Below are 26,288 nucleotides of genomic sequence, written 5' to 3' on the forward strand. Positions count from 1 at the left end.
ATCCCTGCTGCTGTCGAGCACGCCTGCAGGCCGCGATCTCAGGGCAGCGGTGCATGTGCCCCTGGTGCTGTCGCGCCACAGCCACGCGGGAACACCCGCGGTGGCGACGCTCGTTCGGGCAGCGACTGACGCGGCGGACAACCACACGCTGCATCACACATACCCCCTGCCGGCACCGGCCACGCTGCATGCAGCAGCGCAGCCGGTGCGGCAGGTGCGATCAGCGCTTGACCGGCTTGCCGTCCACGTCCAGCACCTGCACTTGGCCCAGCTTGAGTGCACGCACCGGGGCTTCGATCTTCTTCAGGTCGCCGACGATCACCCAGGTCATCGCCTCCGGCTTGATGATTTCCTTGATGGCCTTTTGCGCGGCCGGCTGGTCGATCGCTTCCAGGCGCGGCTTGAGCGTCTGCACGTAGTCGTCGGGGCGGTCGAACTGCACGATGCCTTCGATCGCACCGAGCACCGCACCGGTGGTTTCGAAGCTGCCGGGCAGGGCGCGGATGCGCTGGTTCTTGATCTTCTCGATTTCCTCGCTGGTCAGCGGCTTGTCGCCGATGATGGCGGTGGCTTCCTTGAAGATCTCGTTGGCCGATTCGGCGGTCTTGTCGGTCTGCACCGGTGCCGAGAACAGATATGGCCGCTGGCCCTGCGCGTCCATCATGCGGGTGCCGGCGCCATAGGCCCAGCGCTTGTTCTCGCGCAGGTTCATGTTCAGGCGCGAGGTGAAGGTGCCGCCGAAGGCGCCGTTGGCCACGCCGATCGCCAGGTTGTCCGGCGCCTTGGTCGACGGTGCGAGCAGGCCGGCCAGAATCACCGACTGCGGCGCATCCGGGCGGTTGATCAGGTACACGCGCGGCTTGGGCTGCGCGGCGACGTTGGCCAGGTTCTTCTTCGGCAACGGCGTGGCAGGCGCCTTCCAGTCGCCGAAGGCGGCATCGAGCTGGGGAATGATCTGCGCCAGCGTGGTATCGCCGGCCACCAGGATGCGCAGGTTGTCCGGGCGCAGCCACTGGCTGTGGAAATTCTGCAGATCCTGCGCTTTGAGGCTCTTGATCGCCGCCTCGGTGCCACTGCCGGTGAGCGGGATGCCGTACGGGTGCTGGTTGCCGAACAGCAACGGCGGCAACGCACGCAGCGCCAGGCTGTTGGGCTGGGTTTTTTCCTGGGCAATGCCGGACAGCCACTGGCCGCGGACGCGTTCGATGTCGGCGGCCTTGAATGCCGGGTTGCGCACGATGTCGGAGAACAGCTGCAGCGAGGGCTGCAGCTGGTCGTTGAGCGCATCCAGCGAAGCGCTGCAGCTGTCCAGATCGCAGCCGACCGCCGTGATCGCGCCCAGGCGCTGGCGGCGCTGCGCCACTTCCACCGAATCCAGCGCGGTGGTGCTCTCGTTCATCAGCGCGGCACTGAAGCTGGCGGTGCCGAGCTTGTGGCCCTGGTCGGCGGCGTAGCCGGCGTCGAACAGCAACTCCACCTGGGTGACCGGGATGGTGTGGCGTTCGGCCAGGATCACCTCGATGCCGTTCTTCAACTTGCCGCGCTGCAGCTTCGGAAAGCTCAGGTCCGGGAATCGATCGGTCTGCGGCACGCCCTTGCTGCGGTCCAGCGTGGAGGCGGTGACCTTGAACGTGCCCGCGGCCGGCAGCTTGGGCGCCGGCTTGCCGGGTTCTTCGCCACGTGCCACCACCGCCTTGTCTTCGGCGGCCGGGTCGAAGTCCTTGCCGGCCGGCAGCACGGTCAGCAGGTAATCGCCCTTGCCGAACCAGGTGGCCGAGGCCTGCTTGACGCTGTCGGCGGTGGCGGCCTGGGCGCGCTGCAGATCTTTCTTGTAGGCGCCGGGGTCGCCGCGATAGACCTGGCCCTCGGCCAGGATCACCGCCTTGCCGGTGAAGCCGCCGACCTTTTCCAGCCCGCGCACGAAGCCGGCGCGGTAGGCCACCTGCGCGCGCTGCAGTTCGTCGGCGGTGGGGCCCTGGGCGATGAACTTCTTGAGTTCTTCGTCGATGATTGCCTCGACCTTGGCCGGGTCCACGCCGTCCTTCACGTCGGCCTGGATCTGTACCTGGCTGGACAGCGCGAACGGCTGCACCGAGGCGGAGACGTCGTCCACCAGATTGTCCTGATAGACCAGGCGCTGATACAGCCGCGAGGTCTTGCCGCCGCCGAGCACGGTGGTGGCCAGATCCAGCTGGATGAGGTCGTCGGTGCCCAGTTGCGGTGCGGCCCAGGTGCGGTAGATGCGCGGCTGCGAGACATGGTCGTGCTGCACGCCGCGCTTCTGCGCCGCCAGCGGGGTCACCCACGGCTGCTGGCGCGCCACCGGCTTGCCGGACGGGATATCGCCGAAGTACTGCAAGGCCTTGGCGCGCGCCTGCGCCACGGTGATGTCGCCGGCCAGTACCAGGGTGGTGTTGGCGGCGCCGTAGTTGTCGTTGAACCATTGTTTGACGTCGGCCAGCGAGGCCGCGTCCAGGTCTTCCATCGAGCCGATGGTGTCGTGCTGGTAGGGATGGTTGGCCGGGAATAGGTTGGACAGGATGTTCTGGTCCACGCGGCCATACGGGCGGTTCTCGCCCTGGCGCTTTTCGTTCTGCACCACGCCGCGCTGGGTATCGAGTTCCTGCTGGCCGATCGCACCGAGCAGGTGGCCCATGCGGTCCGATTCCAGCCACAGTGCGGTATCCAGCGCGGTGGTCGGCACGGTCTCGAAATAGTTGGTGCGGTCGAACCAGGTGGTGCCGTTCATGTCGGTGGTGCCGACCTTTTCCAGCGGCGCGAAGAAGCTGCCCTTGTTGTTTTCCGAGCCGGAGAACATCAGGTGCTCGAACAGGTGGGCAAAGCCGGTCTTGCCGGCCGGCTCGTCGCCGGAGCCGATGTGGTACCAGATGCTCACCGCCACCACCGGCGCCTTGTGGTCTTCGTGCACCACCACGGTCAGGCCGTTGGGCAGGGTGAAGCGGGTATAGGCGATATCGGGAATGGCGCTGCTGGCCGCGCTCTTGGACAGGCTGGCCGGGGCGGCAGCAACGGCGGGGGCGATGGAACCGGCAGCGACGCCAAGCACACCGGCGATCAACAGGGACAGCGGACGCAGCATGTGACACTCCAGGACAGGGCAATCGGCCGAGGGTAGTGGCTGCTTGGCGGCGGGGCAAATGCGGATCGGCAGGGGCCGGCCTGGCGGCTCACCGCGTTCGGTGCCGGGCAGGAGCCGGGCGCCGGCGCGTCGCTCGCGCGGCGCATTGCCACGGCACGACGGCCAGGCGAGCGCCAGCGCCACGACTCAAGTTGCTCGTCGCCTCGCCGTTACCTGGGGCGACCTATCCTGACCAGACGCCGCCTGCCGATCACGCCATGACCGTCCTGTTGCCGCCCGTGCCGATGCCCGTCGATGACGCCCTGCGCGTGGAGGCGGTGCGCCGGCTGGGCGTGCTGGACACCGAGGCCGAGGCCGAATTCGACGATATCGCCTGGCTGGCTGCACACGTCAGCGGCGCCACGATGGCGCTGGTGTCGCTGCTGGATGCCGACCGCCAGTGGTTCAAGGCGCGTTGCGGCACCGATCTGGAAGGCACCCCGCGCAGCGCCTCGTTTTGCGCCCACGCGATCATGGGCACCGAGTTGATGGAAGTGCCCGATGCCGAAGCCGACCCGCGCTTCGTCAACAACCCACTGGTGATCGCTGCCCCCGGCGTGCGCTCGTATGTCGGGGTGCCGTTGATCGGGCGCGAAGGCTACGCCTACGGCACCTTGTGCACGCTCAGCACCCAGCCGCGCATGCTCGAGGACAGCCAGAAACAGGCCCTGATCCGTCTCGCCCGCCAGGCCGCCAAACAGCTGGAAGCGCGGCGCGACCGGCTGGACGCGCAGGCGCAGCGGCAGACCTTGAGCATGTTGCTGGAAGCCATGCCCGACGGCGTGGTGGCGTGCGGCACCGACGGCTTGCTGCGCGAGTTCAATCACGCCGCCCGGCAATGGCATGGCACCGATCCGCGCCTGCTGCCACCTGAACAATGGGCGCTGCATTTCGATCTGTACACCGCCGATGGCAACAGCCTGCTGCCCACCGAGGAAATCCCGCTGCTGCGTGCCTGGCGTGGCGAACACGTACGCAATGCCGAATTGGTCATTCGCGCCACCAACCAGCCGCCGCGCAGCGTGCTCTGCAATGCGGACCCGGTGGTCGGCGACAAGGGCACGGCGTTGGGCGCGGTGTGCGTGATGCACGACATCACCCAGCTCAAGGATGCCTCGGCCGCACTGGCCGGCGAACGCGCGCGCCTGCAGGCTCTGGTGGACGCCTCGCAGGACGTGGCCATCATGGCATTCGACCCGCAGGGCCGTCTGGAACTCTTCAATCCCGGCGCCGAGCGCCTGCTCGGTTACCGGGCCGAGGAGGTGCTGGGCACCTGCCCGGCGCAGTTCCATCTGCCGGCCGAACTGGAGCGGCACATGGCGACGCTGGCGTTGTCGCCCCCTTCGTACCTGAAACTGGCTGCGGCCGCGGCTGGCGATGTGCTGGCCGAAGAACTCTGGACGCTGGTACGCAAGGACGGCGATCTGCGTCGCGTGCGCCTGTGTTTCAACGTGATCCACGATGCGCAGCAGGGCCTGGCCGGGTATCTGGCGATGGCCATCGACGTCACCGCCGAACTGCAGGCGCAAGCCGCCGCGCAGCTGGCCGCCGAACGGTTCACCGGTGCATTCGAAACAGCGCCACAAGGCATGGCCATCGTGTCGCTGGAAGGTGAGTGGCGCGACGTCAATCCGGCGCTGTGCGGCATCCTGGGCTATTCGCGCGAGCAATTGCTGCGCACCACCTTCCAGCAGATCACCCATCCCGACGATCTGCAGATGGACCTGCAATTGGTCCAGGACCTGATCGACGGAAAACGCGACAGTTACAGCCTGGCCAAGCGCTACATCAGCCAGCACGGCGCGGTGATCTGGGCGCAGCTGTCGGTGTCGCTGGTGCGCGATAGCAGCGGTGCGCCGGTGCATTTCGTTTCGCAGATCCAGGACGTGACCGAGCGCCACGTGGCCGCCGAGCGGCTGGCCGAAAGCGAAGCGCGCCTGCGCGCGATCAGCGACGCCACGCCCACCCTGGTGGCCCAGTTCGATGCCGGGCAGCGCTACCTGTTCGCCAATGAAGCGCATCGCCACTGGCTGGGCGTGGAGCCTGCCAGCCTGGTCGGTCGCCACATTACCGAAGTCCTGGGCGAAGACCTCAGCACCGCCGCGCGCGCTGCGCTGGCACAGGTGGTGGCCGGGCAGCGCGCCAGTTTCGAACATGTCCTGGGCGGCAGCACGCCGCGCGATGTGGAAGTCACCCTGGTGCCCGAAACGCAGACTGCCACGCCCACGCAGGGCTTTTTCCTGATGGCGCACGATGTCACTGCGCACAAGACCCTGCACCGCCTGATGCACGAGCGCGCCACCCGCGATGCCTTGACCGGCCTGCCGAACCGGCACGCATGGTCCGAAGCGTTGCAGGTGGCGGTTGCGCAGGCGCAACAGCAGCAATGCTCGGTGGCGGTGATGTTCCTGGATCTGGACGGCTTCAAGCGCATCAATGATGTCTACGGCCACCGTGCCGGCGATGCGGTGCTGGTGGCGTTCGGCAGCTGCTTGCAACGCGCGGCGGGCGAGCGCTATCTGGTGGCGCGCCTGGCCGGCGACGAATTCGTCGTGTTGCTGGACGGGTTGCAGGATGCGCAGGCCGAATGCGCCGCGGTGGCAGAGCGTATCCGCACGCTTGCCGCAGAAGGCGCCACGTTTGGCGATGAGCATCTGCCGATCCAGCCCAGCATCGGTGTGGCCTGGCAACACGGCGCACAGGCCGAGGCGTCCAGTTTGATGCATGCCGCTGACGAGGCGATGTATGCAGCCAAGCGCGCGCGGCAGCCAGATGGGCAAGCGCCTCGATCTTAGGCGTGGCGTGGTGTGGGTGCGGGGCAGCTCATGCGCACTGCCGGAAACTGCGTACTTCTGCTGTTAGGTGCAAACCCAAACCGCAAAACGCAAACCGCAAACCGCAAATAGCCAGTGCCTGACTGCGTGACGGTGGGCATCGGATCGGCGCGGCAGCCAACGGTTGCCGGCGGCGTCAAGCGAGTGGGACGACGCAGAGCACACCGATGGCACACGCCAACGGGCTATCGCGTGGGACAGCCTCGCCGGGAAGACGCCGCGCCCGCGTCGCAAAAAGGCAACGATACGCGTCCGTGCCTGGGGAACGCTCGATAGAGCGCGTCGAGACCGACCCCGGCACGTTGCGCGCCGCGGTTGATGCTCAGGTGCCCGGTCAGTCGCTTTACAGCACCCCACCATCGCTTCGCGCAGGCTGGCGTGGTGGGGTCGGCCCACGATTGCGGCGAACCCTGATGCGGACGCACGGCAGATGGCGGTCTTCTTGTGCCGATCCCAAACCATCAGTCGCCGTGATTGCTGCACATGCCACCGACATCGCCTGCCGCACAGGCGCGAGCGCTCGTGTGCGTGGCAGGCGATATCGCTCACGCACGTCGCCTGTGCTCGTGCACAGCGTGCTTGGCGGCCGCCGGCTTCGTAGCGGCAAGCGCGTTCGTTGCGCCACGTACCGGCGGTGTTCCGGCATCCGATGTCAGCCGGAACACCGCCACGGCGCGGGTCAGGTCTGCTGCCTGGTCTTCCATGCTGCGCGCGGCCGCGGTGGCTTCTTCCACCAGTGCGGCGTTTTGCTGGGTCATTTCGTCCAGCTGCATCACCGTGGTGCTGACCTGTTCGATGCCGGCGCTTTGTTCGGTGCTGGCCGCGGTGATCTCGGCCATGATGTCGGTCACGCGCTTCACCGAGCTGACCACCTCGGTCATGGTGCTGCCGGCCTGTTGCACCAGCTCCGAACCCTGCGCCACTTTTTCCACCGAATCGGAAATCAGCTGCTTGATTTCCTTGGCAGCACCGGCCGAGCGCTGCGCCAGGGCGCGCACTTCGGTGGCGACCACGGCAAAGCCACGGCCTTGCTCGCCTGCGCGCGCTGCTTCCACGGCCGCATTCAGCGCCAGGATGTTGGTCTGGAAGGCGATGCCGTCGATCACCCCGATGATGTCGGAAATACGCGCCGACGATTGCGTGATCGCCTGCATGGTGCTCACCACTTCCTGCACCACGCGGCCGCCGCTCTCGGCCACATCGCCGGTGCCCTTCACCAGTTGGTTGGCCTGGCGCGCGTTTTCGGCGTTCTGGCGCACGGTGGAGGTGAGTTCTTCCATCGAAGCGGCGGTTTCTTCCAGGTTCGCTGCCTGATGCTCGGTGCGCGTGGACAGGTCGGCATTGCCGCTGGCGATCTCGCCTGCCGCGGTATTGATCATCTCGGCCGAGTGCTGGATGCCCTGCACGATGCTGGTCAATTGGATGGCGGTGCGGTTGGCTGCATCGGCCAGGCGACCGAACGCGCCTTCGTAATGCGACTCCACGCGCTGCGACAGGTCGCCGTCGGCGATCGCGGCCATGATGCGGCCCACATCGTCCAACCCGGCGTCGGCCTGCTGCATCAGCCGGTTCAGCGCCTGCACCATTTCCGCAAACGCGAACTGGTAATGCGATTGGTCGCCACGTGCGGAGAAATCGCCGCGCGCAGCTGCATCGGCCAGGCGCGCGATGTCGCTGTTGATTGCAGACAGATTCTCTTTCACCGTATCCAGCGCCTGATGCAAGGCTGCGCGCTGGCCGGGCAGGCGACGCATGTCGCGGCGCAGATCGCCACGGCCGTAGTCGCTCATCACGTCCATCGCTTCGTTGATGGCATCTAGATGTTCGAATACCACCGTGTTGACGCCGTGCGCCAGCGTGCCGTAATCGCCGGGGAAATCTTCCGGAATGCGGTGCGCGATGTTCTCGCCCTGCTGCAGGCGGATCATGGTCTGCATCTCGCCGTTGAAGCGCTGCAGCTGGGTCTGCATCTGCTGCATGCTGTGCATCAGCTGGCCGGTTTCATCGCGCGATTCCACGCGGATGTCGTTGTCGAAGCGGCCCGAGGCGATGGCTTCGGCAGTGCGCGAGGCAGCGCGCAGCGGCGCGGCCATGGCCGAGGCGATCAGCCAGCACAGCCCGATCACCAGCGCCACCAGGGCGCCGCCGATCAAGGTCAGGGTGCGCGTGAAACCCCACGCCTGCACTTGGATGTCTTCGGCATACACGCCCATCACCAGCACCCAGTTCCAGGCCGGAAAGGTCTTGGCATAGCTGATCTTCGGTAGCTGTTCCTTCTTGCCCGGCTTGGGCGCGTCGTAATAGCTGAAGCCGTCGCCGCTATCGATGGCGGTCTTGATGTCGCGATACACGTATTGCCCGGCATCGCTCTTGTAGTCGGTCATGTCGGTGCCGACCGGGCGCTTGGGATGCATCAGGATGCGCATCTGCGGGTCGACGATGAAGAAGTAATCCACCCCGTCGTTGGTGCGCATGTCGGCCAGCGTGGTGCGCGCGGCTTCCTTGGCTTGCTCCAGGCTCAGCTCGCCGGCTTTGACCTTGTCGGCATAGTGCTGCATCACCGTCAGGCCCATCTCCACCTCGGTCTTGACGCTGAGCTTGCGCGCCTCCACCAGATCCAGATATTGCAGGCGCGCGGCGGCCATCGCCAGCAGGATCACGCCCACGGTCAATAGCGTGCACAACAGGACGAACTTTCGGGTGAGCGGGAGATTGGCAACAGAACGACGCAAGAGGGAAACAACAGGCATGACAACGACATCCAGAACGCGCGCACGGCGCTACATCATGGATAGCGGCTGATTCACATGCAGGTTGAATACTAACTGCGGCAGCGTCCGCTCAGGCGATGCAACAACGTGCCAATGCAATGTAGGAGCGCACCGGCCGCGACAAGACGTATCGGTAACGTTCCTCGCGCCCGCGCGCTGCTACGGAAGCATCAGCATTGGTCCATCGATGCAACGGCGGACACGCACTGCGTGTCCGCCGCATTGCATCAACCTGCAGCGCAGAAGCCGAACTCGGCAGTGGCGCCGGGCGCCAGCGTGCGGTTGAAGTCCACGCCGCTGGCCTGGAGTGTGGTGCCGCTCTGTGACCAGGTAACGTTCCAGGCGTTGTTGACGGTGCCGGTGACTGTCAGCGAGATCGACCAGTTGCCGCTGGCGGTGCCGGTATTGGTGACCTGCACGCGGTTGCAGTAGCCTCCGTTCCACCTACTGTCCGGGATCACCTTGGTACTGAAGCCCGCGCTTGGCGTCGGGGTTGGCGTCGGTGTCGGCGTGGGGGTCGGCGTTGGCGTCGGTGTGCTGTTGCTTACCGTTCCCCACAGCGTCCGCAACAAGGTCATCTTGTCTTCGCGCACGCTGATCCAGTCGTCGCGCAGGATGCCGCCGGTATCGCCGCTATTGGGGTTCCACGACCAATAGAACCCTTCGTTGATGCCCTTGCCACGCAGGTACTTCACCAGCGCGTCCTGCCAGACTTTGTCGCGCGCATCGCCTTCGCCGTACTTGCCGCCGAATTCGCCCAGCAGCAGTGCGTGATTGCCGGCAAACTGGCCGAAATGGCGGTCCCAGATCGCAGGCATGTTGTTGGGGAAGTTGCTGTCGTTGAAGTACGACTGCACGAACACGTCCGGGCCGTACACATGCGGTGCCAGCAACAGTCGGTTGGCCGGAATGTTCAATGGGGTGCAGGCCAGCGGCTGCAGGCTGCCACCCCAGAAGATGCCGCCATTGGTCGAACACACCGGGTTGTCGGTGATGCCTTCCACCGCAATGATCCACTTCGGCGCCACCGCAAGCACGGCGGCAGAACCGCGCTCGGCGGCCTTGTTCCAGTCGGTGGCGGCGTTGCCCGTGCCCCAGGTCGCGGCGCCGTGCGGCTCGTTCTTCAGATCCACGCCGATCACCCTCGGCACGTTCTTGTAGCGGTTGGCGACAAAGCGCAGATCGTCCAGCCATTGCGCTTCGGAATATGAACTGGTGTACCACAGCTCGGAAATCGCCGCGCAATCGGGCGTGTGGTGATCCAGCAGCACATACATGCCGCGTGCGTTGAATTCGTTGATCACCTTGTCGAGGATCTGCAGCGAGGTCAGGCCCTGCAGATCGGCGTTGCGGCTGTAGTCGATGCTGCTGGGCATCTGGCCGCTACGCAGCGTGGCCGGGCAAAACGGCAGGCGCACCGCGTTGAAGCCCAGGCCCTGCATCTGGTTGATCATCTCCTTCCAGTTGCGTGCCCACAGGCCATGCATGACATGGTTGCCGGTCTCGAAGCCGAACACGTTGACGCCCTTGAGCTGAACCACGTTGCCGTTGTCGTCGACGATCTTGTTGTTGCTGACCGAATAGCTGAAAGCCGGTGCGGCTGTGAGCGCTAACATCGTTGCCAATGCGAGCGTACTTGCAGTCCTGAAAATGGACATGATGGTCTCCCTGGATGACCGAACTCGACGGCCGAGTGCGGTGAGGGGGGCATCTTGGTCTTCGGCTGCGCCGTGTGGCGTGACCGCTGCCACAGAAGAGCGCAGTGGCGCACCGATCACACGCAAGCTGCGGGCGAGGTCGCTTTCCCGCACACTATCGCTGCTGCGTGCTGTCCGCAGGCTGTCCTTTTTGTCCCCCGGAGTGTCCCTCAATGTCCTTGTTGCGTGCCGAAATGGCGCAATGGCGCGCCTCCCCCGCGCGCGAACTCATGGCCGGTGCGGTCGCCACATTTGCGCTGATTCCCGAAGTGATTGCATTCGCGTTCGTCGCCGGGGTGGATCCGCAGGTGGGCCTGTTCGCATCCTTCGTGATCGGCATCGTGATCGCGTTTTGCGGGGGGCGGCCGGCAATGATTTCGGCTGCGGCCGGCTCGGTGGCGCTGGTGGCTGCACCGCTGGTGGCCGCGCACGGGTTGCCCTATCTGCTGGCCGCCGGCCTGCTCGCTGGCATGGTGCAGATTCTGTTCGGGTTGTTGCGCCTGGGCGTGCTGATGCGCTTTGTCAGCAGTTCGGTGCGCACCGGTTTCGTCAACGCGCTGGCCGTGCTCATCTTCGCAGCGCAACTGCCGCATCTGCTCGGGGCCAACCTGACCACCTGGGTCATGCTGGGCGCAGGCCTGGCCATCATCTACGGCCTGCCGCGTCTGCGCCTGCCGGGGCTGTCGGCGATTCCCTCGCCCCTGCTGTGCATCCTGCTGCTCAGCGTGGCCGGTACCGCGCTGCATCTGCCGCTCAAGACGGTGGCCGATCTGGGCAAGCTGCCCAACGCGCTACCGTTCCTGCAATGGCCGGCGGTGCCGTTGACGCTGGAGACGCTGCGCATCATCGCGCTGCCGGCACTGGCCATTGCCATGGTGGGCCTGCTCGAGTCGATGATGACCGCGCGCGTGGTCGATGAGCTCACCGACACGCCCAGCAACAAGAACCGCGAATGCACCGGCCTGGGCATCGCCAACGCGGCGGCCAGCCTGTTCGGCGGCATCGCCGGCTGCGGCATGATCGGGCAGACCGTGGGCAACGTGAAATACGGCGGCCGCGGCCGGCTGTCCACGTTGTTTGCCGGCGTGTTCCTGCTGATCCTGATGGTGCTGCTCAAGCCGTGGGTGTCGCAGGTGCCGGTGGTGGCGCTGGTGGCGATCATGGTGATGGTGTCGGCAGAGACCTTCGACTGGCGCTCGATGCGCACCGTGGTGACCCACCCGCGCACCTCCAGCGTGGTGATGCTGGCCACCGTGGCGGTCACGTTGTTCACTCACAACCTGGCGGCAGGTGTGGCGGTCGGCGTGCTGCTGAGCGGGGTGTTCTTCACCTTCAAGGTGGCCGGGCTGCTGCAGATCGCGCATCACGATGGCACGGACGGCGTGCGCACCTACAGCGTGCGCGGGCAGGTGTTCTTCGCCTCGGCCGATGTGTTCATCGACGCCTTCGACGCACGCGAGGTGCCCGGCCGCGCAGTGGTGATCGATGTCGGCCGCGCGCACTTCTGGGACATCACCGCGGTGGCGGCACTGGACAAGGTGGTGCAGCGTTTGCGTCATCACGGGCTGGACGTGCAGGTGAAAGGCCTGAATGCCGGCAGCCGCCGCCTGATGCAGCGGCATGCCTTGGGCGAAGACGCGCTGGAATCGGCACTGCCTTAGAGCGTGTTATTCACGTTGAGATGGAATGCGCCTGGCACGCCTGCAGCGCGTCATCCCGGGTTGTCCGTGCGCTGAGCGCGGCTGCGAGCGAATTCAAGTTCCGGCGGGCGACGCCGATGATTCGGCATCCTCATTGCCGGTCGTCGCTGTGATGCCAGTGGGTTTCAGCCCGAGATGTGTACCTGCGTGCCAAGCCCGGCATGACGGGTTCGTGTCCGCCCGCCGGAGGGCGCAGCCGTGACCAACGCACCGTTGCTGGAACGGATGGTGGACCTGACCGCCATCCGCGATGCGGACCTGCTCGATCTGAGCCTGTTGCGCACCGTGCGCGAAGTCTGCGCGGCCGAAGAACTTTCGCTGCTGCGCATCGCCCCGGACAGCAACAGCATCGCCGAAACGCGCCTGCGCGACGATGGCCGGCTGGCGTTGACGGTGGCGGAGATCCACGATGCGCGCACGCGCATCCAGCTGGCCGAGGTGCATGGGCCGGGCGATGTGGTGCAGCTGCACGAAGACGGCCGCGCCCTGCTGGTCTACCCGATGATGGAAGCGCGCGGCATCCGGACCTGCCTGCGGGTGGGCGGGACGCGTATTCCCGGCGTTGCCGAGCAAGCGATGCTGCAGGGCTTTGCGCGCTTCTTCCAGAACTACCGCAGCCTGCTCGACGACGCCCAGCGCGATGCGCTGACCGGCCTGCGCAACCGCAAGACCTTCGACGATGTGATCCTGCGGCTGTTTGCCGGTGGTGCCGACTCCGCCGCAGAGCAGGGCGTGTGGCTGGGCATCGTGGACATCGATCACTTCAAGCGCGTCAACGACACCTTCGGGCATCTGTATGGCGATGAGGTACTGCTGCTGGTCGCACAGCTGATGCAGCGTGCCTTTCGCCAGGACGACCTGCTGTTCCGCTTCGGCGGCGAAGAGTTCGTGATCGTGTTGCGCGGCGTGGACCGCGACACGGCCGTGAGTCTGTTCGAGCGATTCCGGCTGGCGGTGGCCGAGCACCTGTTCCCGCAGGTGGGGCAGGTCACGCTCAGCACCGGCATCGTCGAACTGACGCACGGTCGGCTGATCAGCGAAATGCTGGACGAAGCCGACAAGGCGCTGTACTGGGCCAAGCAGAACGGCCGCAATCGCGCGGCGGTCTATGCCGAGCTGATTGCCGGTGGGCAATTGCAGCAGGTTGCGCAACCAGTGGGCAGCATCGATCTGTTCTAGGCGCCAGCGCGGCGCTGAAACAGGCCAGAGCTCTTGGCCGTGGATGCAGACACGAAGCTTGTGCAGTACTCATCGCACCCGCATCGCAGGCTTCGGCGCAGCCGCAGGTATCGGCCTGCACGCGATGCTGGCTACACTCCAGGGCTATCCATGATGCGGGGTGTGCAATGAAGCGAGTTGCCGTAGGACTTCTGGCGATGGCGGTCTCGACCGCACTGATGGCGGCCACGCCGAGTTTCGATGGCGCGCGCATCTCGCGCGACGTCAAGGAACTGGCCTCCGACGCCTATGAAGGCCGCGGCCCGGCCACTGCCGGCGAAGAAAAGACCATTGCCTACCTGAGCGAGCAGTTCGCCGAAGCCGGCCTGCAGCCGGGCGGCGACCTGGCCAACGGCAAGCGCGGCTGGACCCAGGCGGTGCCGTTGCGGCGCGCCGATATCGTCGGCACGCCGACCATTGCGGTGCAGAACGCGGGCAAGCCGCAAACGCTGACCCAAGGCAAGCAAATCGCCATCCGTGCCGCGCTGGATGGCTCATCCAAAGTGGAGATCGCCAACGCGCCGCTGGTGTTCGTCGGCTACGGCGTCAAGGCGCCCGAGCGCAACTGGGACGATTTCAAGGGTGTGGACCTGAAGGGCAAGATCGCGGTGGTGCTGATCAACGACCCGGATTTCGAAACCGGCAAGGGCGACTTCGACGGCACCGGCATGACCTACTACGGCCGCTGGACCTACAAGTACGAAGAAGGCGCGCGCCAGGGCGCACTCGGCGTGCTGGTGGTGCACGAAACCGCGCCTGCCTCGTATGGCTGGGACACGGTGGCCAGCTCCAACACCAACACCATGTTCGACGTGGTGCGCGACAACCCGCGCAGCGCGCATCCCACGCTGGAAGGCTGGATCCAGCGCGATCTGGCCACCGAGCTGTTCAAGCACGCCGGGCTGGATTTCGAGACCTTGAAGAAGCAGGCGCAGACGCGCGGGTTCAAGCCGGTCGAGCTCAAGGACCAACGTTTGAGCGCCAGCTACCAGGTCAAATCCGATGTGATCACCTCGCACAACGTGGTGGCGCGGCTGGAAGGCAGCAAACATCCGGACGAGACGCTGATCTACAGCGCGCACTGGGACCATATCGGCGTGGGCAAGCCGGATGCACGCGGCGACACCATCTTCAACGGGGCACTGGACAATGCCAGCGGCACCGCCGCGCTGCTGGAGCTGGCGCGTGGTTTCGCCCAGGGGCCAACGCCTGAGCGCTCGGTGGTCTTCCTGGCGGTCACCGCCGAAGAAAAGGGCCTGCTGGGCTCGGAGTTCTACGCCTCCAAGCCGCTGTACCCGCTGGACACCACGGTGGCGGTGATCAACATGGACGGCATGAATCCGTTCGTGCCCTCGCGCGACTTCGGCATCTACGGCACGGCAAAGCTCGAGCTGCTCGATCAACTGAAGAGCGTGGCCGCGCAATCCAAGCTGCGTTACACGCCCGATCCCAAGCCGCAGGCCGGGTATTTCTTCCGTTCCGATCATTTCTCGTTCGCCAAGCGCGGCGTGCCGGCGCTGTCGTATGCAGCCGGCCAGGATTGGGAAGTGGGCGGCGTGGCGGCGGGAAAGGCGGCCGCCGACGACTACACCGCCAAGCGCTATCACCAGCAAGGCGACGAATGGAAGCCGGATTGGACCTTCGCCGGCGCCGCCCGCGACCTGGGCGTGCTGTATGCATTGGGCCAGCAGCTGGCCGACTCGCGCCAGTGGCCGAACTGGAGCCAGGATTCGGAGTTCCGCGCTACCCGCGACGCCAGCGCGGCGGCACGCAAGTAAGACGGCTCACAACGTCATTGCGTGAGGACCAGGGCGGCTGCCCTTGCGCGATGGCGCATGTGCCATATCGATATGCCGCGTTTGAATAAGCCTTGCCTGCCATGCGGTTTGTGCTTGCTGTTGTCGGTCAGCAAGCGGCGAACGTTCTGTGTAACGCCCTCGCTGCTGGCGGCATGGATGCCGCATCGCGCCCCAGATGCATTCACGGCGTGTCCGGCGAGCGGCGAGGGCACTGCGCACGCGACACGCCGGGCCTGAGGATCGCCGAGCGCTCGCAGACGTCATTGATGCCTCGATCAAGCGGTTGCATCAGCAAACAAACCACGTGCGATGAGCCGCTTTCCCGGGCATCGCGCAACTGTCTGGTGCGGCGAGGACGCCGCATACTCGACCAATCAAGCTGTTGCCGCAGGCCTTGAGAACGTTCGACCACCGCAATGCCTGGAATTCCAGAGCGCCTTGAGCGATGCAGAGCGACCAACCAATCGCTTGCCCCAACCTCTGACCGCATCGGCACAACGCAACGCCAGCGCCCCGTCGCCGCAACCGATTGCACGCCATGGCACACCAATTGCACCTCTCCGGCAGGATGGCCCGGCCAGCGGTCCGTGACAGGGTCTGCGCTAGGCTGCAATCTGTTGGGGTTGCGTTCGGTCGGTGCGGCGTAGTCTGCCGCGCGGTCCTCGTGGGGGAGGGCGAAGACCGTACGCGGCGTTCGTTCCTTTAACGGTCGATTCTTTAGGATGAGCTGCGAGGTGAGATTGCAGCCAGGAGAACTTGTGCATCGGAGTGGTTTCAGAGCGTCTTGGTCGTACACCGTCGGGCTCGCCCGCTCGGCCGCGTGCCAGGCAACATCGCACTGCATGGCGGGGATGGACCTCCCGTGTCAGCCCGCACTGTCGTCCTCGCGCGACGGGCAGCCCTGATGGATGGCACCGTGACTCCTTCCCCGACAACGACTGCAATGCCCCCCGTTTCCGCCCTCGATGCCGGCACGCCCACGCTGCCGCCGGAAGCACCGCTGGCGATGCCCGAACAGAACCTGCGCGAAGGCAGCCTGCAGGTGCGCCACCAGCGCACTTCGCCGCCCGGCATCGGCGTGCGCCGCTTCTATTTGATCGGCGGCACCTTCGCCACCACCGCCATCGCCGTGTGGGTGATGCTCAGCGTGCTGTGGCCCGACGGCATCAGCGTGCTGGAAGGCTGCCTGCTCGGCCTGTTCGTGTTGCTGTTCGCCTGGATCGCCATGTCCTTCGCCAGCGCGGTGGCTGGTTTCGTCACCGTGGTGGCGCGCGCCGGCCGCAAGCTCGGCATCGACCCGGAGCAACCCCTGCCCACGCTGCGTTCGCGCACCGCGTTGCTGATGCCCACCTACAACGAAGACCCGCGCCGGCTGTTGGCCGGCCTGCAGGCCATCTACGAATCGGTCGCCGAGACCGGCCAGTTGGAGCATTTCGATTTCTTCGTGCTCAGCGACACCACCCGCGAGCACATCGGCCGCGCCGAGGAGCTGGTCTATAACGAACTTTGCGATCGCGTCGACGGGCATGGCCGCATCTTCTACCGCCGCCGCGCCGACAACGCCGCGCGCAAGGCCGGCAATGTGGCCGACTGGGTGCGTCGCTTCGGCGGCAGCTACCCGCAGATGCTGATCCTGGACGCCGATAGCGTGATGACCGGCGACACCATCGTGCGGCTGGTCGCCGGCATGGAAAACAACCCGGACGTGGGCCTGATCCAGACCTTGCCGGCAGTGGTCAACGGGCAGACCCTGTTCGCCCGCATGCAGCAGTTCGGCGGGCGCGTGTACGGGCCGATCATCGCCTTCGGCGTGGCCTGGTGGCACGGCGCCGAGAGCAATTACTGGGGCCATAACGCCATCATCCGCACCCAGGCCTTCGCCGATCACGCCGGCCTGCCGTCGCTGCGCGGGCGCAAGCCGTTCGGCGGGCATGTGCTCAGCCACGACTTCGTCGAAGCGGCGCTGATGCGGCGCGGCGGCTGGGCCATGCACATGGTGCCGTACCTGCAGGGCAGCTACGAAGAAGGCCCGCCCACGCTGACCGACCTGCTGATCCGCGACCGCCGCTGGTGCCAGGGCAACCTGCAGCACGCCAAGGTGGTGAGCGCCAAAGGCCTGCACTGGATCAGCCGCATGCACATGCTGATCGGCATCGGGCATTACTTCACCGCGCCGATGTGGGGTCTGTTGATGCTGATCGGCATCGGCATTCCGCTGGCCGGCGGCGGTATCGATCTGGCCGGCGACCTGCCGTTCTCGCCCGCCCGTTACTGGCACGGCAGCAGCCAGGGCAATGCGATCTGGATCTTCATCTGCACCATGTTCGTGTTGCTGGCGCCCAAGCTGCTCGGCTACATCGCGTTGCTGCTCAACCCGCGCGAACTGCGCGCCTGCGGTGGTGCCTTCCGCGCTGCGGTGAGCATCCTGCTGGAGACCGTGCTGGCCGCCCTGATGGCGCCGGTGGTGATGTACCTGCAGTCGCGCGGTGTGTTCGAGGTCCTGGCGGGCAAGGATTCGGGCTGGGATGCGCAGGTGCGCGACGACGGCAAGCTGTCGTGGCCGGCGCTGTTTCGCAGCTATGGCGGTCTGACCGTGTTCGGCCTGTTCATGGGCGCGGTGGCCTACGCGGTCTCGCCCGCGCTGGCCGCCTGGATGGGGCCTGTGATCGTCGGCATGGCGTTGTCGATTCCGGTGGTGGCGCTGACCTCGCTGCGTCGCACCGGCATGGCGCTACGCCGCGCCGGCATTTTCTGCATCCCCGAAGAACTCGACCCGCCCAAGGTGCTGGTGCGTGCCTCCGAGCTGCGCCGCGCCGCTGCGCTGGAACCGTCGCTGATCTGAGTGTGCGTCGGCGCCGGCCTCATTGGCCGGCGCTGTGGCGCGGTCGCCTGCAGAGGCCCGTGGCGATCGGCGGGCCTCAAGCCTCTGGCGCCGGTTGATCTGGCCCACCCCTCGCGCAAGGCATAATGCCCAGCCCGCAAGCGGAGCTGGATGATGCTGGAAGTGATCGAACGCGAGACCGGACCGAACCCGCAATGGAGCGTGCTGTGGCTGCATGGCCTGGGCGCCGATGGCAGCGACTTCGCCCCGATGGTGCCCGAGCTGGTACGCCCGCAGTGGCCCGCGCTGCGCTTCGTGTTCCCGCATGCGCCGATCCGCCCGATCACCATCAATAATGGCGTGCGCATGCGCGGCTGGTACGACATCGTCGGCATGGATTTCGCCCAGCGCGCCGACAAGGCCGGCATCGCCGAATCGGTCACCCAGGTCGAGGCCTTGATCGCCCATGAGCAGAGCCGCGGCATCGCGCCGAAGCGCATCCTGCTGGCCGGCTTCTCGCAAGGCGGCGCCGTGACCCTGGCCGTTGGCCTGCAGCGCAGCGTGCCGCTGGCCGGGCTGATCGCCATGTCCACCTATCTGCCGGATCCGGCCGCGGCCGCCAGCCAGTTGCAGCCGGCCGCCCTGCGCCAACCGCTGTTCATGGCGCATGGCACGGCCGACCCGGTGGTGCCGTTCGCGGCCGGCCAGGCCAGCATGCAGACCTTGCGCACGCTGGGTTTCGCACTGGATTGGCACACCTACCCGATGGGTCACCAGGTCTGCCTGGAAGAGATCGAGGCCTTGCGCAACTGGATGCAGGCACGCTTCACCGCTGCCTGAGCCCATGGCCCAGCGCGCACCGCAGATCGCCTGGATGCCGGACCTGTGCCGGCTGCCGCGGTTGGGCGCGATGCTGGGCCTGGCCGAGTTGGTGGTGCTGGTGGTGACCTTGGTCCCCGACGCCGGCGCGCGCAACATCACATTGTCGCGGTTCCTCTCCGCCAGCGGCCTGGCGCTGTGGCTGGCGTTGGCGGTCACCGTGCTGCTGTGCGTGTTACGGCCCACCTTGTCGCGATTGCCGCCACGGCTGGGCGGGCTGAGCGCCTTGCTGATCGCTGCCGTGGTGGCGATGCTCGGTGCCGGCATCGTGCACGGCCTGTATGCGGTGCTCGGGCAGGTCCCGCTGGGCGCGCAGGTCGGCTTCTGGCGGTTCACGCTCGGCAGTGCGGCCACGGTGGTGCTGATCACTGCGCTGGCGCTGCGCTACTTCTATGTCAGCGACCGCTGGGAGGCGCAGGTGCAGGCCAATGCACGCGCCGAGGCGGATGCCCTGCAGGCGCGCATTCGCCCGCACTTCCTGTTCAACAGCATGAACCTCATCGTCAGCCTGCTGCGGCGCGATCCGGTGGTGGCCGAACAGGCGGTGCTGGACCTGTCGGATCTGTTCCGCGCCGCCCTCGGCGCCGGCGAGGGCGTCTCCACCTTGCGTGCCGAATGCGAACTGGCCGAACGCTATCTGGCAATCGAATCGCTGCGCCTGGGCGAGCGCCTGCAAGTGCGCTGGCACCGCCAGGAACCGTTGCCGTGGGAGCTGCCGATGCCGCGCCTGGTGCTGCAGCCGCTGGTCGAAAATGCGGTACTGCATGGCGTTTCGCGCATGCCCGAAGGCGGTACGCTGTACCTGTCGCTGCGTCAGCGCGGCAACCAGCTGCAGATCCGCATCGTCAACCCGGCGCCGCAGCCCGGCACCCAGTTGCCGCTGCTGGCCGGCGCCGGGCATGCCCAGGCCAGCATCTCGCACCGGTTGGCGTTCCAGTTCGGCGCCGGGGCACGGATGGCGGCCAGCTGGGCTGAAGGCTACTATGCCTGTGAGATCACATTGCCGCTGCCGTGAGGGGAAAGTCACTGCAGCGAGGGGGAGTCCATGACGGCCACGCAAGTGCGGGTGCTGATCGCCGATGACGAGCCACTGGCGCGCGAGCGCCTGCGCATGCTGCTGGGCGAGCATCCGCAGGTCGAGGTGATCGGCGAGGCCGAAAACGGCCAGCAAGTGCTGCAGCAGTGCGAACAGCTGCGCCCGGACCTGGTGCTGCTGGATATCGCCATGCCCGGCGTGGACGGCCTGGAAACCGCGCGGCTGCTGCGGCAGAGCCAGCCGCCGCCGGCGGTGGTGTTCTGCACCGCCTACGACCAGCATGCCTTGTCGGCGTTCGACGCGGCCGCGCTGGATTACCTGATGAAACCGGTGCGCCCGGAACGGCTGGCATCTGCACTGGAGAAAGTTGCCACCTTCCTGGCCGGCCGCGTGCCCGGCACCGCGTCCAGGCCGCTGCGCACCCATCTGTGCGCGCGCCTGCGCGGCAGCCTGCGGCTGATCGCCATCGGCGACATTCGCTATCTGCAGGCCGAAGAGAAGTACGTCATCGTCCATCACACGCGCGGCGAGGACTTGATCGAAGAGTCGCTGAAATCGCTGGAAGACGAATTTGCCGACCGCCTGGTGCGCATCCATCGCAATTGCCTGGTGGCCCGCGATGAACTGGTGGAACTGCGCCGCAGCGGCGATGGCCAGGTCCACGCGGTGCTGCGCAACGTGCCGCAGACCCTGGAAGTGAGTCGTCGCTGCGTGGCCAGCCTGCGCGATCAACTACGCCAACTGTGAGTTCGGTGCCGGCTCCGCGATAATGCCGGCATGACCACGCTCCGTATCGCCACCCGCAAAAGCCCGCTTGCCCTCTGGCAGAGCGAACATGTCGCCGCCGCGCTGCGTCAGCACCATCCCGGCCTGGAGGTGGTGCTGGTGCCGATGAGCACCCGCGGCGACGAAGTGCTGGACCGATCGCTCGCCGCCATTGGCGGCAAGGGCCTGTTCCTGAAGGAGCTGGAGTTGGCGATGTTGCGCGGCGAAGCCGATTGCGCGGTGCATTCGCTCAAGGACGTGCCGATGGAACTGGACGCCCCGTTCGTGCTGCCGGCCATCCTGGAACGCGGCGACCCGGCCGATGCGCTGGTGTCCAATCTCTACGCCAGCCTGCAGGCGCTGCCGCTGGGCGCGCGCGTGGGCACCTCCTCGCTGCGCCGCCAGGCCCAGTTGCGTGCCGCGCGCCCGGATCTGGAATTGATCGACCTGCGCGGCAACGTCAACACGCGGCTGGCCAAGCTCGACAACGGCGGCTACGACGCCATCGTGCTGGCCTGCGCCGGCCTGCAGCGGCTTGGGTTGGAAGCACGCATCAGCGCGCGGCTGGAGGCGCCGGAATGGTTGCCGGCACCTGCGCAGGGCGCGGTGGCGGTGGAATGCCGTGGCGACGATGCACGCATCCACAGTCTGCTGGCGGTGCTGGATGCCGGCCGCACGCGTGCCTGCGTGGAAGCCGAGCGCGCTATGAACCGCGCCCTGCACGGTAGTTGCCATGTGCCGGTAGCCGCCTTCGCGCGCTGGGAAGGGCAGGGCCTGTTCCTGCAGGGCATGGTGGGCAGCGCCAGCGACGGCCGCCTGATCCACGCCGATGCGCACGGCAGCGCCGAAGATACTGAAGCGCTTGGCCGCCGCGTTGCGCAAGGGCTGTTCGACAAGGGCGCCGCGCAGCTGCTGGCCGAGCTGTAACACGCTGTCGCGTCAACGTGTAACGCGACCGACATCGACGCCGGCGCCCAAGCGCAAGCTCCAGACCTAGCCGCTACACACGCAATGCCGCCCCACGCAGCGCCCGCTCTTCGTAGGAGCGGCCCTGGCCGCGAGAGGCTTTATCGGGAACGCCCTCGCGGCCAGGTCCGCTCCTACCGTTCGCGGTTGTTTACTTGAACGTGTAGACCAGATTGACCGTGGTCAGCGTATCGGTCTTCTTGTCGCCGTCGCTGACGTCGCTGTTGTGACGCATCTGCCACGCCGCCTTCAATGCAAAGTGCGAGTTCATGCTGACCTGCACGCCGAAGTCGTTTTGCGCATAGGTGTTGTACTCGCCCGATTCCACCAGCAGCGTGTTGATCAGATCGGTGTTGTCGGTGACGGTGTACTTCAGGTCGAACAGGCCGCGGCCGATCAACCCGGTTTCGTTACGGTCTTCGTCGCTATTGTGCGCGCGGCGCACACCCGGTCCCACCTGCGCATCCAGGTAGAAGCGGTCGGCGTCGATCAGGCGCGTGCCGTAGCCGATACCGAAGGTGGCCAGACGGTCGTAGGTGGCGAAGTCGTCGTGTTCGTAGCGGCCGGTGGCCGTGAGCTGGCGGTGTTCGCCCAGCTGCAGTGCGCTGCCGACGCTGCCGGTGTAACGCTCGGCGGTGGTCTGGCGCTCGCGCGTGGTGCTGCCGTCGTCGTTGGTGTTGGTGTATTCCGAACTCGAGCGCAACGCGGTGGCATCCAGGCTATGGATCCAGTCACCGTCGGTGTAGCGCAGGCGCACGCGGCCGTTGAGGCTGTCGGTGGTGCTGTTGCCATGCGCCGCTGCGTAGCCGAGCTCGCCGCTGCTGCCGCTCCAGGGCGACGGCAGCACCACGGCGGCCGGGTCTGCCGGCGCCGGTGCGACTGCCTGGGCCCAGACGGAGGGCGTGATCAACAACAGCGGCAACAGGGCAGACAACGGGACACGGCGGGACATGGGCAGCTCGCTTTGGAAGGCGGGAGAGGGGTGGAAGCGATTTCATGATAACGGACTGTGCGGTGACGTCATCGCCAAGTGAATATCCGCTTCATTGCCGGTTGGGACGCCGAAGGCGGCATGGACCGGAGCGGCCCTGCAGACGGGTGCGGCGATGAAAGGCGATTTTTGAAGCGGTCGGCGATGTGGTCGCAGTGGCTGGAGCGACCTGCGAGGTCGTTGTCAGGGGAATGAATGGTGGTTCGGGGCGAATGCCGGGCGTGAACCGCAGCGACCTGCGCGGGTGCGCGTGCGCATGGCAGGCGGCCTGGCGATGTCATCAGGACTTCTGGCCAGCCAAGTGGCAGGAGCCTCAGCGGCCCGCGCGGGTCGCGTGTCAGCGCTACCGGCGATGCCTGCCAACCCGGGGCCTGCGCGACCGCGCGCACGACCCCGGCACGCAGTGGCTGTGGGACCGACCCAACAGACCAGGCCGCTGCATCGCACATCCTCCGGGCGCTTGCCGCTGTCTGCCAGCCGTCACATCGCGATGCTCACCCCGCCACGCAAAGACTCGGACATAATCGACGCATGGACCGCTACGAACGCATCAACTCCCTGCATCGCTTGCTCAAATCGGCACGTTACCCGGTCACGGTGGCGCGGCTGCAGGACGAGCTGAGCTGTTCCCGCGCGACTGTCTACCGCGATCTGGCGTTTCTGCGCGACGCGCTGATGGCACCGGTGGAAGGCGACGGCGAATCGGGCTTTCGCTATCTCTCCGGCGAAAGCGACCGCTTCGAATTGCCCGGCCTGTGGCTGAGTTCGGAAGAACTGCACGCGCTGCTGGCCTCGCAACAGCTGCTCGCGCGCACCGGCGGCGGAGTGTTGTCTTCGATGCTGGCACCGCTGCAGCAGCGCATCGAAGGACTGCTGGCTGCCCAGGCCGGCGTCTCGCAGTGGCCAGTGGATCGGGTGCGGGTCATTCCACATCGCGGCCGCAAGCTGGACGAAGCCAGCTTCCGCACCGTGGCCTCCGGCGTGCTGGAGCGCAAGCAGCTGAGCTTCGACTACCGTGCGCGTTCCACCGACGAATCGACCAAGCGGACGGTGTCGCCACAGCGCATTACCCATTACCGCGACAACTGGTATCTGGACGCGTGGGATCACGGTCGCGACGGCGTGCGCAGCTTTGCGGTGGACCGCATCAACCACGCGCGTCTGCTCGATGCGGCGCCGCGCGATGTGCCCGACAGCGAACTGGACGAGCAGCTTGCCGCCAGCTACGGCATTTTTTCCGGGGCGCCCAAGGGGTGGGCGACCATCGTGTTCAGCTCCAAGGCCGCGCGCTGGGTTGCCGACGAACATTGGCATTCCAAGCAGCAGGGCCGCTTTCTGCCCGATGGCCGCTACGAGCTCAAGTTGCCCTACAGCAACTCGCGCGAACTGCTGATGGACGTGCTGCACTACGGCTCGGACGCAGAAATTGTCGAGCCCATGTCGCTGCGCGAGCAGGCCAAGGCGTTGTTGTCGCTGGCGCTGAGCAATTACGACTGAGCGTGGTAGACAGTTGACGCATACGGCAGGGCCGCAGTTGCGGCAGGCACGTGCACGCGTCTGGAAGCTGCATCAGCCCTGGTAGGCGCAGATGCGATCAATGGCGCCCAAGGCCTGAAGTGGCCGAGGTGCGAAGCGGATTCGGCCTTATGACGTCTCAGGCCCCATCTTGCACCGCGAGCATCTGCTGCGGCTGCAAGCCCAGGCAGTGGAAGTCAACCAAATCCTCACCCTGATGCCACTGCTGCTCTACCCAGGCCTGTCCCCACCGATCCACCTCGTAAACCTCGAACGTTTCGCCGAGCATCGAGAGAAGCCGGTCTCTTTCCAGTTGCGGCAGGTGGCAGACAGTGGACTGGCGGAGATGCGTGACCTGGACGCGCGTACCGACCCGAACGACCAGGCCGATGCTGTCAGTTGTGGTTTGCTCCGTCATGGGGCCTGATACCTCGGTTAGCCGAGCCGCGACGCGGCGTCGCCTTGGACGAATTGCCAGGCCGCGCGACAGGCACGATCGCAGGAGCTAGCGCTGCCACAGGCCGTGATCGTTTCCGCCGAGCAGGTAGATGGCACATCGACCCCGGCCGGGAAGTTCCATCGGTGGGACTGCGACCGTGCCGCCTGCCTCCACGATGGCCGAAACAGCCGATTCGATGTCTTCGACGAGCCAGTAGGGGCGAACAACGGGCCGTTCCGAGTCGCGCAGAGGTGCGCGTACACCGACGATGCCGCCGCCGGCCAGGTATGCGGTGCGGGCGTTACCCAGCTCGGGTACCGGCTCGCCGAATTCGGCGCCCTGCACCGCGTAGGCGGCACAGACCTCCTCCGTGTTGCAGGTAACGATCTCCAAGTACTGAACCTTCAAGCCACACCTCCAACGGATGACGTCCGATCGTGCTAGCGCTTGTTCGGCACTTCAAAGCCCAGGCGGTCCACCTGTTCGCGCAGCTGCGGTACCCGCTTGAGTTTGTCGGTATAGATGGAATAGTCGTCGCGCATCTTGTTGACCAGCATGCGGTACTGGTCGCGGCTCATGTCCGGCTTGCGCGAGAAGATCCAGGCCAGGTCGCGGCCCGGGTAGGAGATCAGCATCCACGAGCCGTCGGGGGCGATCTCCAGGATGCGCTGCTTGGCCGGGATGACCTTGTAGAACCACACGCGCCAGTCGCGGTTGCCGCTGTCGGCATCCACCGAGGCGCGCGCATTGACTTGCTTTTCCGGTTCGCCGAACCCGTCGCGGTACAGATAGCGCACCGCCACCTTGCCGTCTTCGACCAGGGTGTATTCGTCGCGGCTGGTGACGTGGCCACGCTCGACCGCGTTGGGCATGCGCGCAATCACGTACCAGGTGCCCATGATCTTGGACAAGTCGATTGCCGGCTCCGTGGCGGACGTGTCCTTGGCGTGTGCCACGGGCAGGCCGAGGACGAGCAGAACAGCGAGGGCGATCGTAACGGTCAGGCGCATCGCAACATCACAAAGAGGCAATCGGAGCAGCACACTACCGCATGCAGGGGGCAAGTTCGCGTCAACGGTCCCGTCTGGCATCGGCAGCCGGGCAATCCGCGGCAGACGCCGGGCGGCTGGGGCCGGCTGGCGGGCGCCGATCAGGCGCTGGCGCCGCGATCGACCCGCTGGCTGCGCCGCGCGGCGTCGGGCCGGTGCCGCGCGCCGACGTTGCAGGGGTCAGCAGCACGCGTGGAGGCCGGTGACGCGCCTGGGCAGGCGCCCGCAATCGCGCCCCGCAGGATGCCCGCGTCAAGGTCGCAGCCTGTGAGATGGGCTGCGGCAATCCTGCGCGCCTGTTGTGATCCTTCCTGCCACGGAGTGCCGCCATGTCGCATCGTCCTGCTTCCCGTTCCGAACGTCCCGACCCGCGCGTGCTGCGCCCGGTGCGGCAGATCGCCCTGGCCGGGCTGGCCCTGGTGCTGGTCTGGCCGGCCGCGCGAGGCAGCAGCGAGTGGATCGGCTGGTTGCCGCTGTGGCTGGTCGGCATGCCGATGCTGGCGTGGTGGAGCCTGCACCGGTTTGCCCTGCCTTCGTTGGCAACGCGTGGCGCGCGCCGTGTTGCGCCCCGGCGGCGTGGCCCGCAGGCCCAGCGCCGGCGCAGCGCTTCGCGTACGGCGACACAGGCGCGCGCAGCCTGACCTTCGGCAGGGTTGGCTGGCGGGGCGC

The 26,288-nt window shown here is 66.5% G+C and carries 18 protein-coding genes; 11 read left to right on the top strand and 7 right to left on the bottom strand.

Annotated features, from left to right (window positions below):
* Positions 1 to 220: 220 nt before the first annotated feature.
* Positions 221 to 3,100, bottom strand: a complete 2,880-nt coding sequence (locus J7396_RS14570) for a pitrilysin family protein (protein WP_209261650.1) — start codon at positions 3,098 to 3,100, stop codon at positions 221 to 223.
* 257 nt (positions 3,101 to 3,357) lie between these two features.
* Between J7396_RS14570 and J7396_RS14575 the strand changes: the two genes are divergently transcribed.
* Complete coding sequence (locus tag J7396_RS14575; protein ID WP_209261651.1) at positions 3,358 to 5,934, top strand: PAS domain S-box protein; 2,577 nt, start codon at positions 3,358 to 3,360, stop codon at positions 5,932 to 5,934.
* 584 nt (positions 5,935 to 6,518) lie between these two features.
* Here the strand turns inward: J7396_RS14575 and J7396_RS14580 are convergent.
* Both J7396_RS14580 and J7396_RS14585 read right to left on the bottom strand, forming a co-directional pair.
* Entirely contained in the window at positions 6,519 to 8,705 is a 2,187-nt protein-coding gene (locus J7396_RS14580; RefSeq protein ID WP_209261721.1) for a methyl-accepting chemotaxis protein, read from the bottom strand.
* A 266-nt stretch (positions 8,706 to 8,971) separates the two neighbouring features.
* Complete coding sequence (locus J7396_RS14585; RefSeq protein WP_039416984.1) at positions 8,972 to 10,402, bottom strand: glycoside hydrolase family 5 protein; 1,431 nt, start codon at positions 10,400 to 10,402, stop codon at positions 8,972 to 8,974.
* A 212-nt stretch (positions 10,403 to 10,614) separates the two neighbouring features.
* Here J7396_RS14585 and J7396_RS14590 point away from each other — a divergent pair, with 212 nt between their 5' ends.
* The 8 genes from J7396_RS14590 (at position 10,615) to hemC (ending at position 21,586) form a co-directional block, all read left to right on the top strand.
* Complete coding sequence (locus tag J7396_RS14590) at positions 10,615 to 12,102, top strand: SulP family inorganic anion transporter (RefSeq protein ID WP_209261652.1); 1,488 nt, start codon at positions 10,615 to 10,617, stop codon at positions 12,100 to 12,102.
* A 237-nt stretch (positions 12,103 to 12,339) separates the two neighbouring features.
* A complete protein-coding gene (locus J7396_RS14595) occupies positions 12,340 to 13,320 on the top strand; it encodes a GGDEF domain-containing protein (RefSeq protein ID WP_011346297.1) in 981 nt (326 codons plus the stop codon).
* 167 nt (positions 13,321 to 13,487) lie between these two features.
* A complete protein-coding gene (locus J7396_RS14600) occupies positions 13,488 to 15,137 on the top strand; it encodes a M28 family metallopeptidase (RefSeq protein ID WP_014089297.1) in 1,650 nt (549 codons plus the stop codon).
* 925 nt (positions 15,138 to 16,062) lie between these two features.
* Entirely contained in the window at positions 16,063 to 18,000 is a 1,938-nt protein-coding gene (gene mdoH, locus J7396_RS14605; RefSeq protein ID WP_011346300.1) for a glucans biosynthesis glucosyltransferase MdoH, read from the top strand.
* A gap of 150 nt (positions 18,001 to 18,150) precedes the next feature.
* On the top strand, positions 18,151 to 18,819 hold the full coding sequence (locus J7396_RS14610) for an alpha/beta hydrolase (protein ID WP_008574348.1): 669 nt from the start codon (positions 18,151 to 18,153) through the stop codon (positions 18,817 to 18,819).
* Between the two features lie 4 nt (positions 18,820 to 18,823).
* Positions 18,824 to 19,873, top strand: a complete 1,050-nt coding sequence (locus tag J7396_RS14615) for a sensor histidine kinase (RefSeq protein WP_008574347.1) — start codon at positions 18,824 to 18,826, stop codon at positions 19,871 to 19,873.
* 30 nt (positions 19,874 to 19,903) lie between these two features.
* The gene (locus J7396_RS14620) at positions 19,904 to 20,641 is read left to right on the top strand and encodes a LytTR family DNA-binding domain-containing protein (protein ID WP_039416989.1); all 738 of its coding nucleotides are present in this window, start codon (positions 19,904 to 19,906) and stop codon (positions 20,639 to 20,641) included.
* A gap of 30 nt (positions 20,642 to 20,671) precedes the next feature.
* A complete protein-coding gene (hemC, locus tag J7396_RS14625) occupies positions 20,672 to 21,586 on the top strand; it encodes a hydroxymethylbilane synthase (protein ID WP_209261653.1) in 915 nt (304 codons plus the stop codon).
* A gap of 190 nt (positions 21,587 to 21,776) precedes the next feature.
* On the opposite strand, the gene J7396_RS14630 is transcribed toward hemC, so the two are convergent.
* Complete coding sequence (locus J7396_RS14630; RefSeq protein WP_008574344.1) at positions 21,777 to 22,577, bottom strand: DUF481 domain-containing protein; 801 nt, start codon at positions 22,575 to 22,577, stop codon at positions 21,777 to 21,779.
* A 570-nt stretch (positions 22,578 to 23,147) separates the two neighbouring features.
* On the opposite strand from J7396_RS14630, the gene J7396_RS14635 reads away from it, so the two are divergent.
* On the top strand, positions 23,148 to 24,113 hold the full coding sequence (locus J7396_RS14635; RefSeq protein ID WP_005916857.1) for a YafY family protein: 966 nt from the start codon (positions 23,148 to 23,150) through the stop codon (positions 24,111 to 24,113).
* Between the two features lie 157 nt (positions 24,114 to 24,270).
* On the opposite strand, the gene J7396_RS14640 is transcribed toward J7396_RS14635, so the two are convergent.
* The 3 genes from J7396_RS14640 to J7396_RS14650 all read right to left on the bottom strand — a co-directional run bounded on the left by J7396_RS14640 (position 24,271) and on the right by J7396_RS14650 (position 25,580).
* Entirely contained in the window at positions 24,271 to 24,549 is a 279-nt protein-coding gene (locus J7396_RS14640; protein ID WP_136733534.1) for a hypothetical protein, read from the bottom strand.
* A gap of 87 nt (positions 24,550 to 24,636) precedes the next feature.
* Positions 24,637 to 24,978, bottom strand: a complete 342-nt coding sequence (locus J7396_RS14645) for a hydroxylase (RefSeq protein ID WP_209261654.1) — start codon at positions 24,976 to 24,978, stop codon at positions 24,637 to 24,639.
* A gap of 32 nt (positions 24,979 to 25,010) precedes the next feature.
* A complete protein-coding gene (locus tag J7396_RS14650; RefSeq protein ID WP_008574341.1) occupies positions 25,011 to 25,580 on the bottom strand; it encodes a lipocalin family protein in 570 nt (189 codons plus the stop codon).
* 368 nt (positions 25,581 to 25,948) lie between these two features.
* On the opposite strand from J7396_RS14650, the gene J7396_RS14655 reads away from it, so the two are divergent.
* Entirely contained in the window at positions 25,949 to 26,260 is a 312-nt protein-coding gene (locus J7396_RS14655) for a hypothetical protein (protein WP_014089304.1), read from the top strand.
* Positions 26,261 to 26,288 lie beyond the last annotated feature (28 nt).

It is taken from the genome of Xanthomonas sp. A1809 (assembly GCF_017746015.1).
GTDB classification, from domain to species: Bacteria; Pseudomonadota; Gammaproteobacteria; order Xanthomonadales; family Xanthomonadaceae; genus Xanthomonas; species Xanthomonas euvesicatoria.

Bases quoted from the DNA above. Each gene is read 5' to 3' on its own strand.
- J7396_RS14655 (WP_014089304.1), top strand. From the start codon at position 25,949: ATGTCGCATCGTCCTGCTTCCCGTTCCGAACGTCCCGACCCGCGCGTG.
- J7396_RS14640 (WP_136733534.1), bottom strand. From the start codon at position 24,549: ATGACGGAGCAAACCACAACTGACAGCATCGGCCTGGTCGTTCGGGTC.
- J7396_RS14590 (WP_209261652.1), top strand. From the start codon at position 10,615: ATGTCCTTGTTGCGTGCCGAAATGGCGCAATGGCGCGCCTCCCCCGCG.
- J7396_RS14635 (WP_005916857.1), top strand. From the start codon at position 23,148: ATGGACCGCTACGAACGCATCAACTCCCTGCATCGCTTGCTCAAATCG.
- J7396_RS14650 (WP_008574341.1), bottom strand. From the start codon at position 25,580: ATGCGCCTGACCGTTACGATCGCCCTCGCTGTTCTGCTCGTCCTCGGC.
- J7396_RS14585 (WP_039416984.1), bottom strand. From the start codon at position 10,402: ATGTCCATTTTCAGGACTGCAAGTACGCTCGCATTGGCAACGATGTTA.
- J7396_RS14620 (WP_039416989.1), top strand. From the start codon at position 19,904: ATGACGGCCACGCAAGTGCGGGTGCTGATCGCCGATGACGAGCCACTG.
- mdoH (WP_011346300.1), top strand. From the start codon at position 16,063: ATGGATGGCACCGTGACTCCTTCCCCGACAACGACTGCAATGCCCCCC.
- J7396_RS14615 (WP_008574347.1), top strand. From the start codon at position 18,824: ATGGCCCAGCGCGCACCGCAGATCGCCTGGATGCCGGACCTGTGCCGG.
- J7396_RS14570 (WP_209261650.1), bottom strand. From the start codon at position 3,100: ATGCTGCGTCCGCTGTCCCTGTTGATCGCCGGTGTGCTTGGCGTCGCT.
- J7396_RS14630 (WP_008574344.1), bottom strand. From the start codon at position 22,577: ATGTCCCGCCGTGTCCCGTTGTCTGCCCTGTTGCCGCTGTTGTTGATC.
- hemC (WP_209261653.1), top strand. From the start codon at position 20,672: ATGACCACGCTCCGTATCGCCACCCGCAAAAGCCCGCTTGCCCTCTGG.
- J7396_RS14575 (WP_209261651.1), top strand. From the start codon at position 3,358: ATGACCGTCCTGTTGCCGCCCGTGCCGATGCCCGTCGATGACGCCCTG.
- J7396_RS14600 (WP_014089297.1), top strand. From the start codon at position 13,488: ATGAAGCGAGTTGCCGTAGGACTTCTGGCGATGGCGGTCTCGACCGCA.
- J7396_RS14610 (WP_008574348.1), top strand. From the start codon at position 18,151: ATGATGCTGGAAGTGATCGAACGCGAGACCGGACCGAACCCGCAATGG.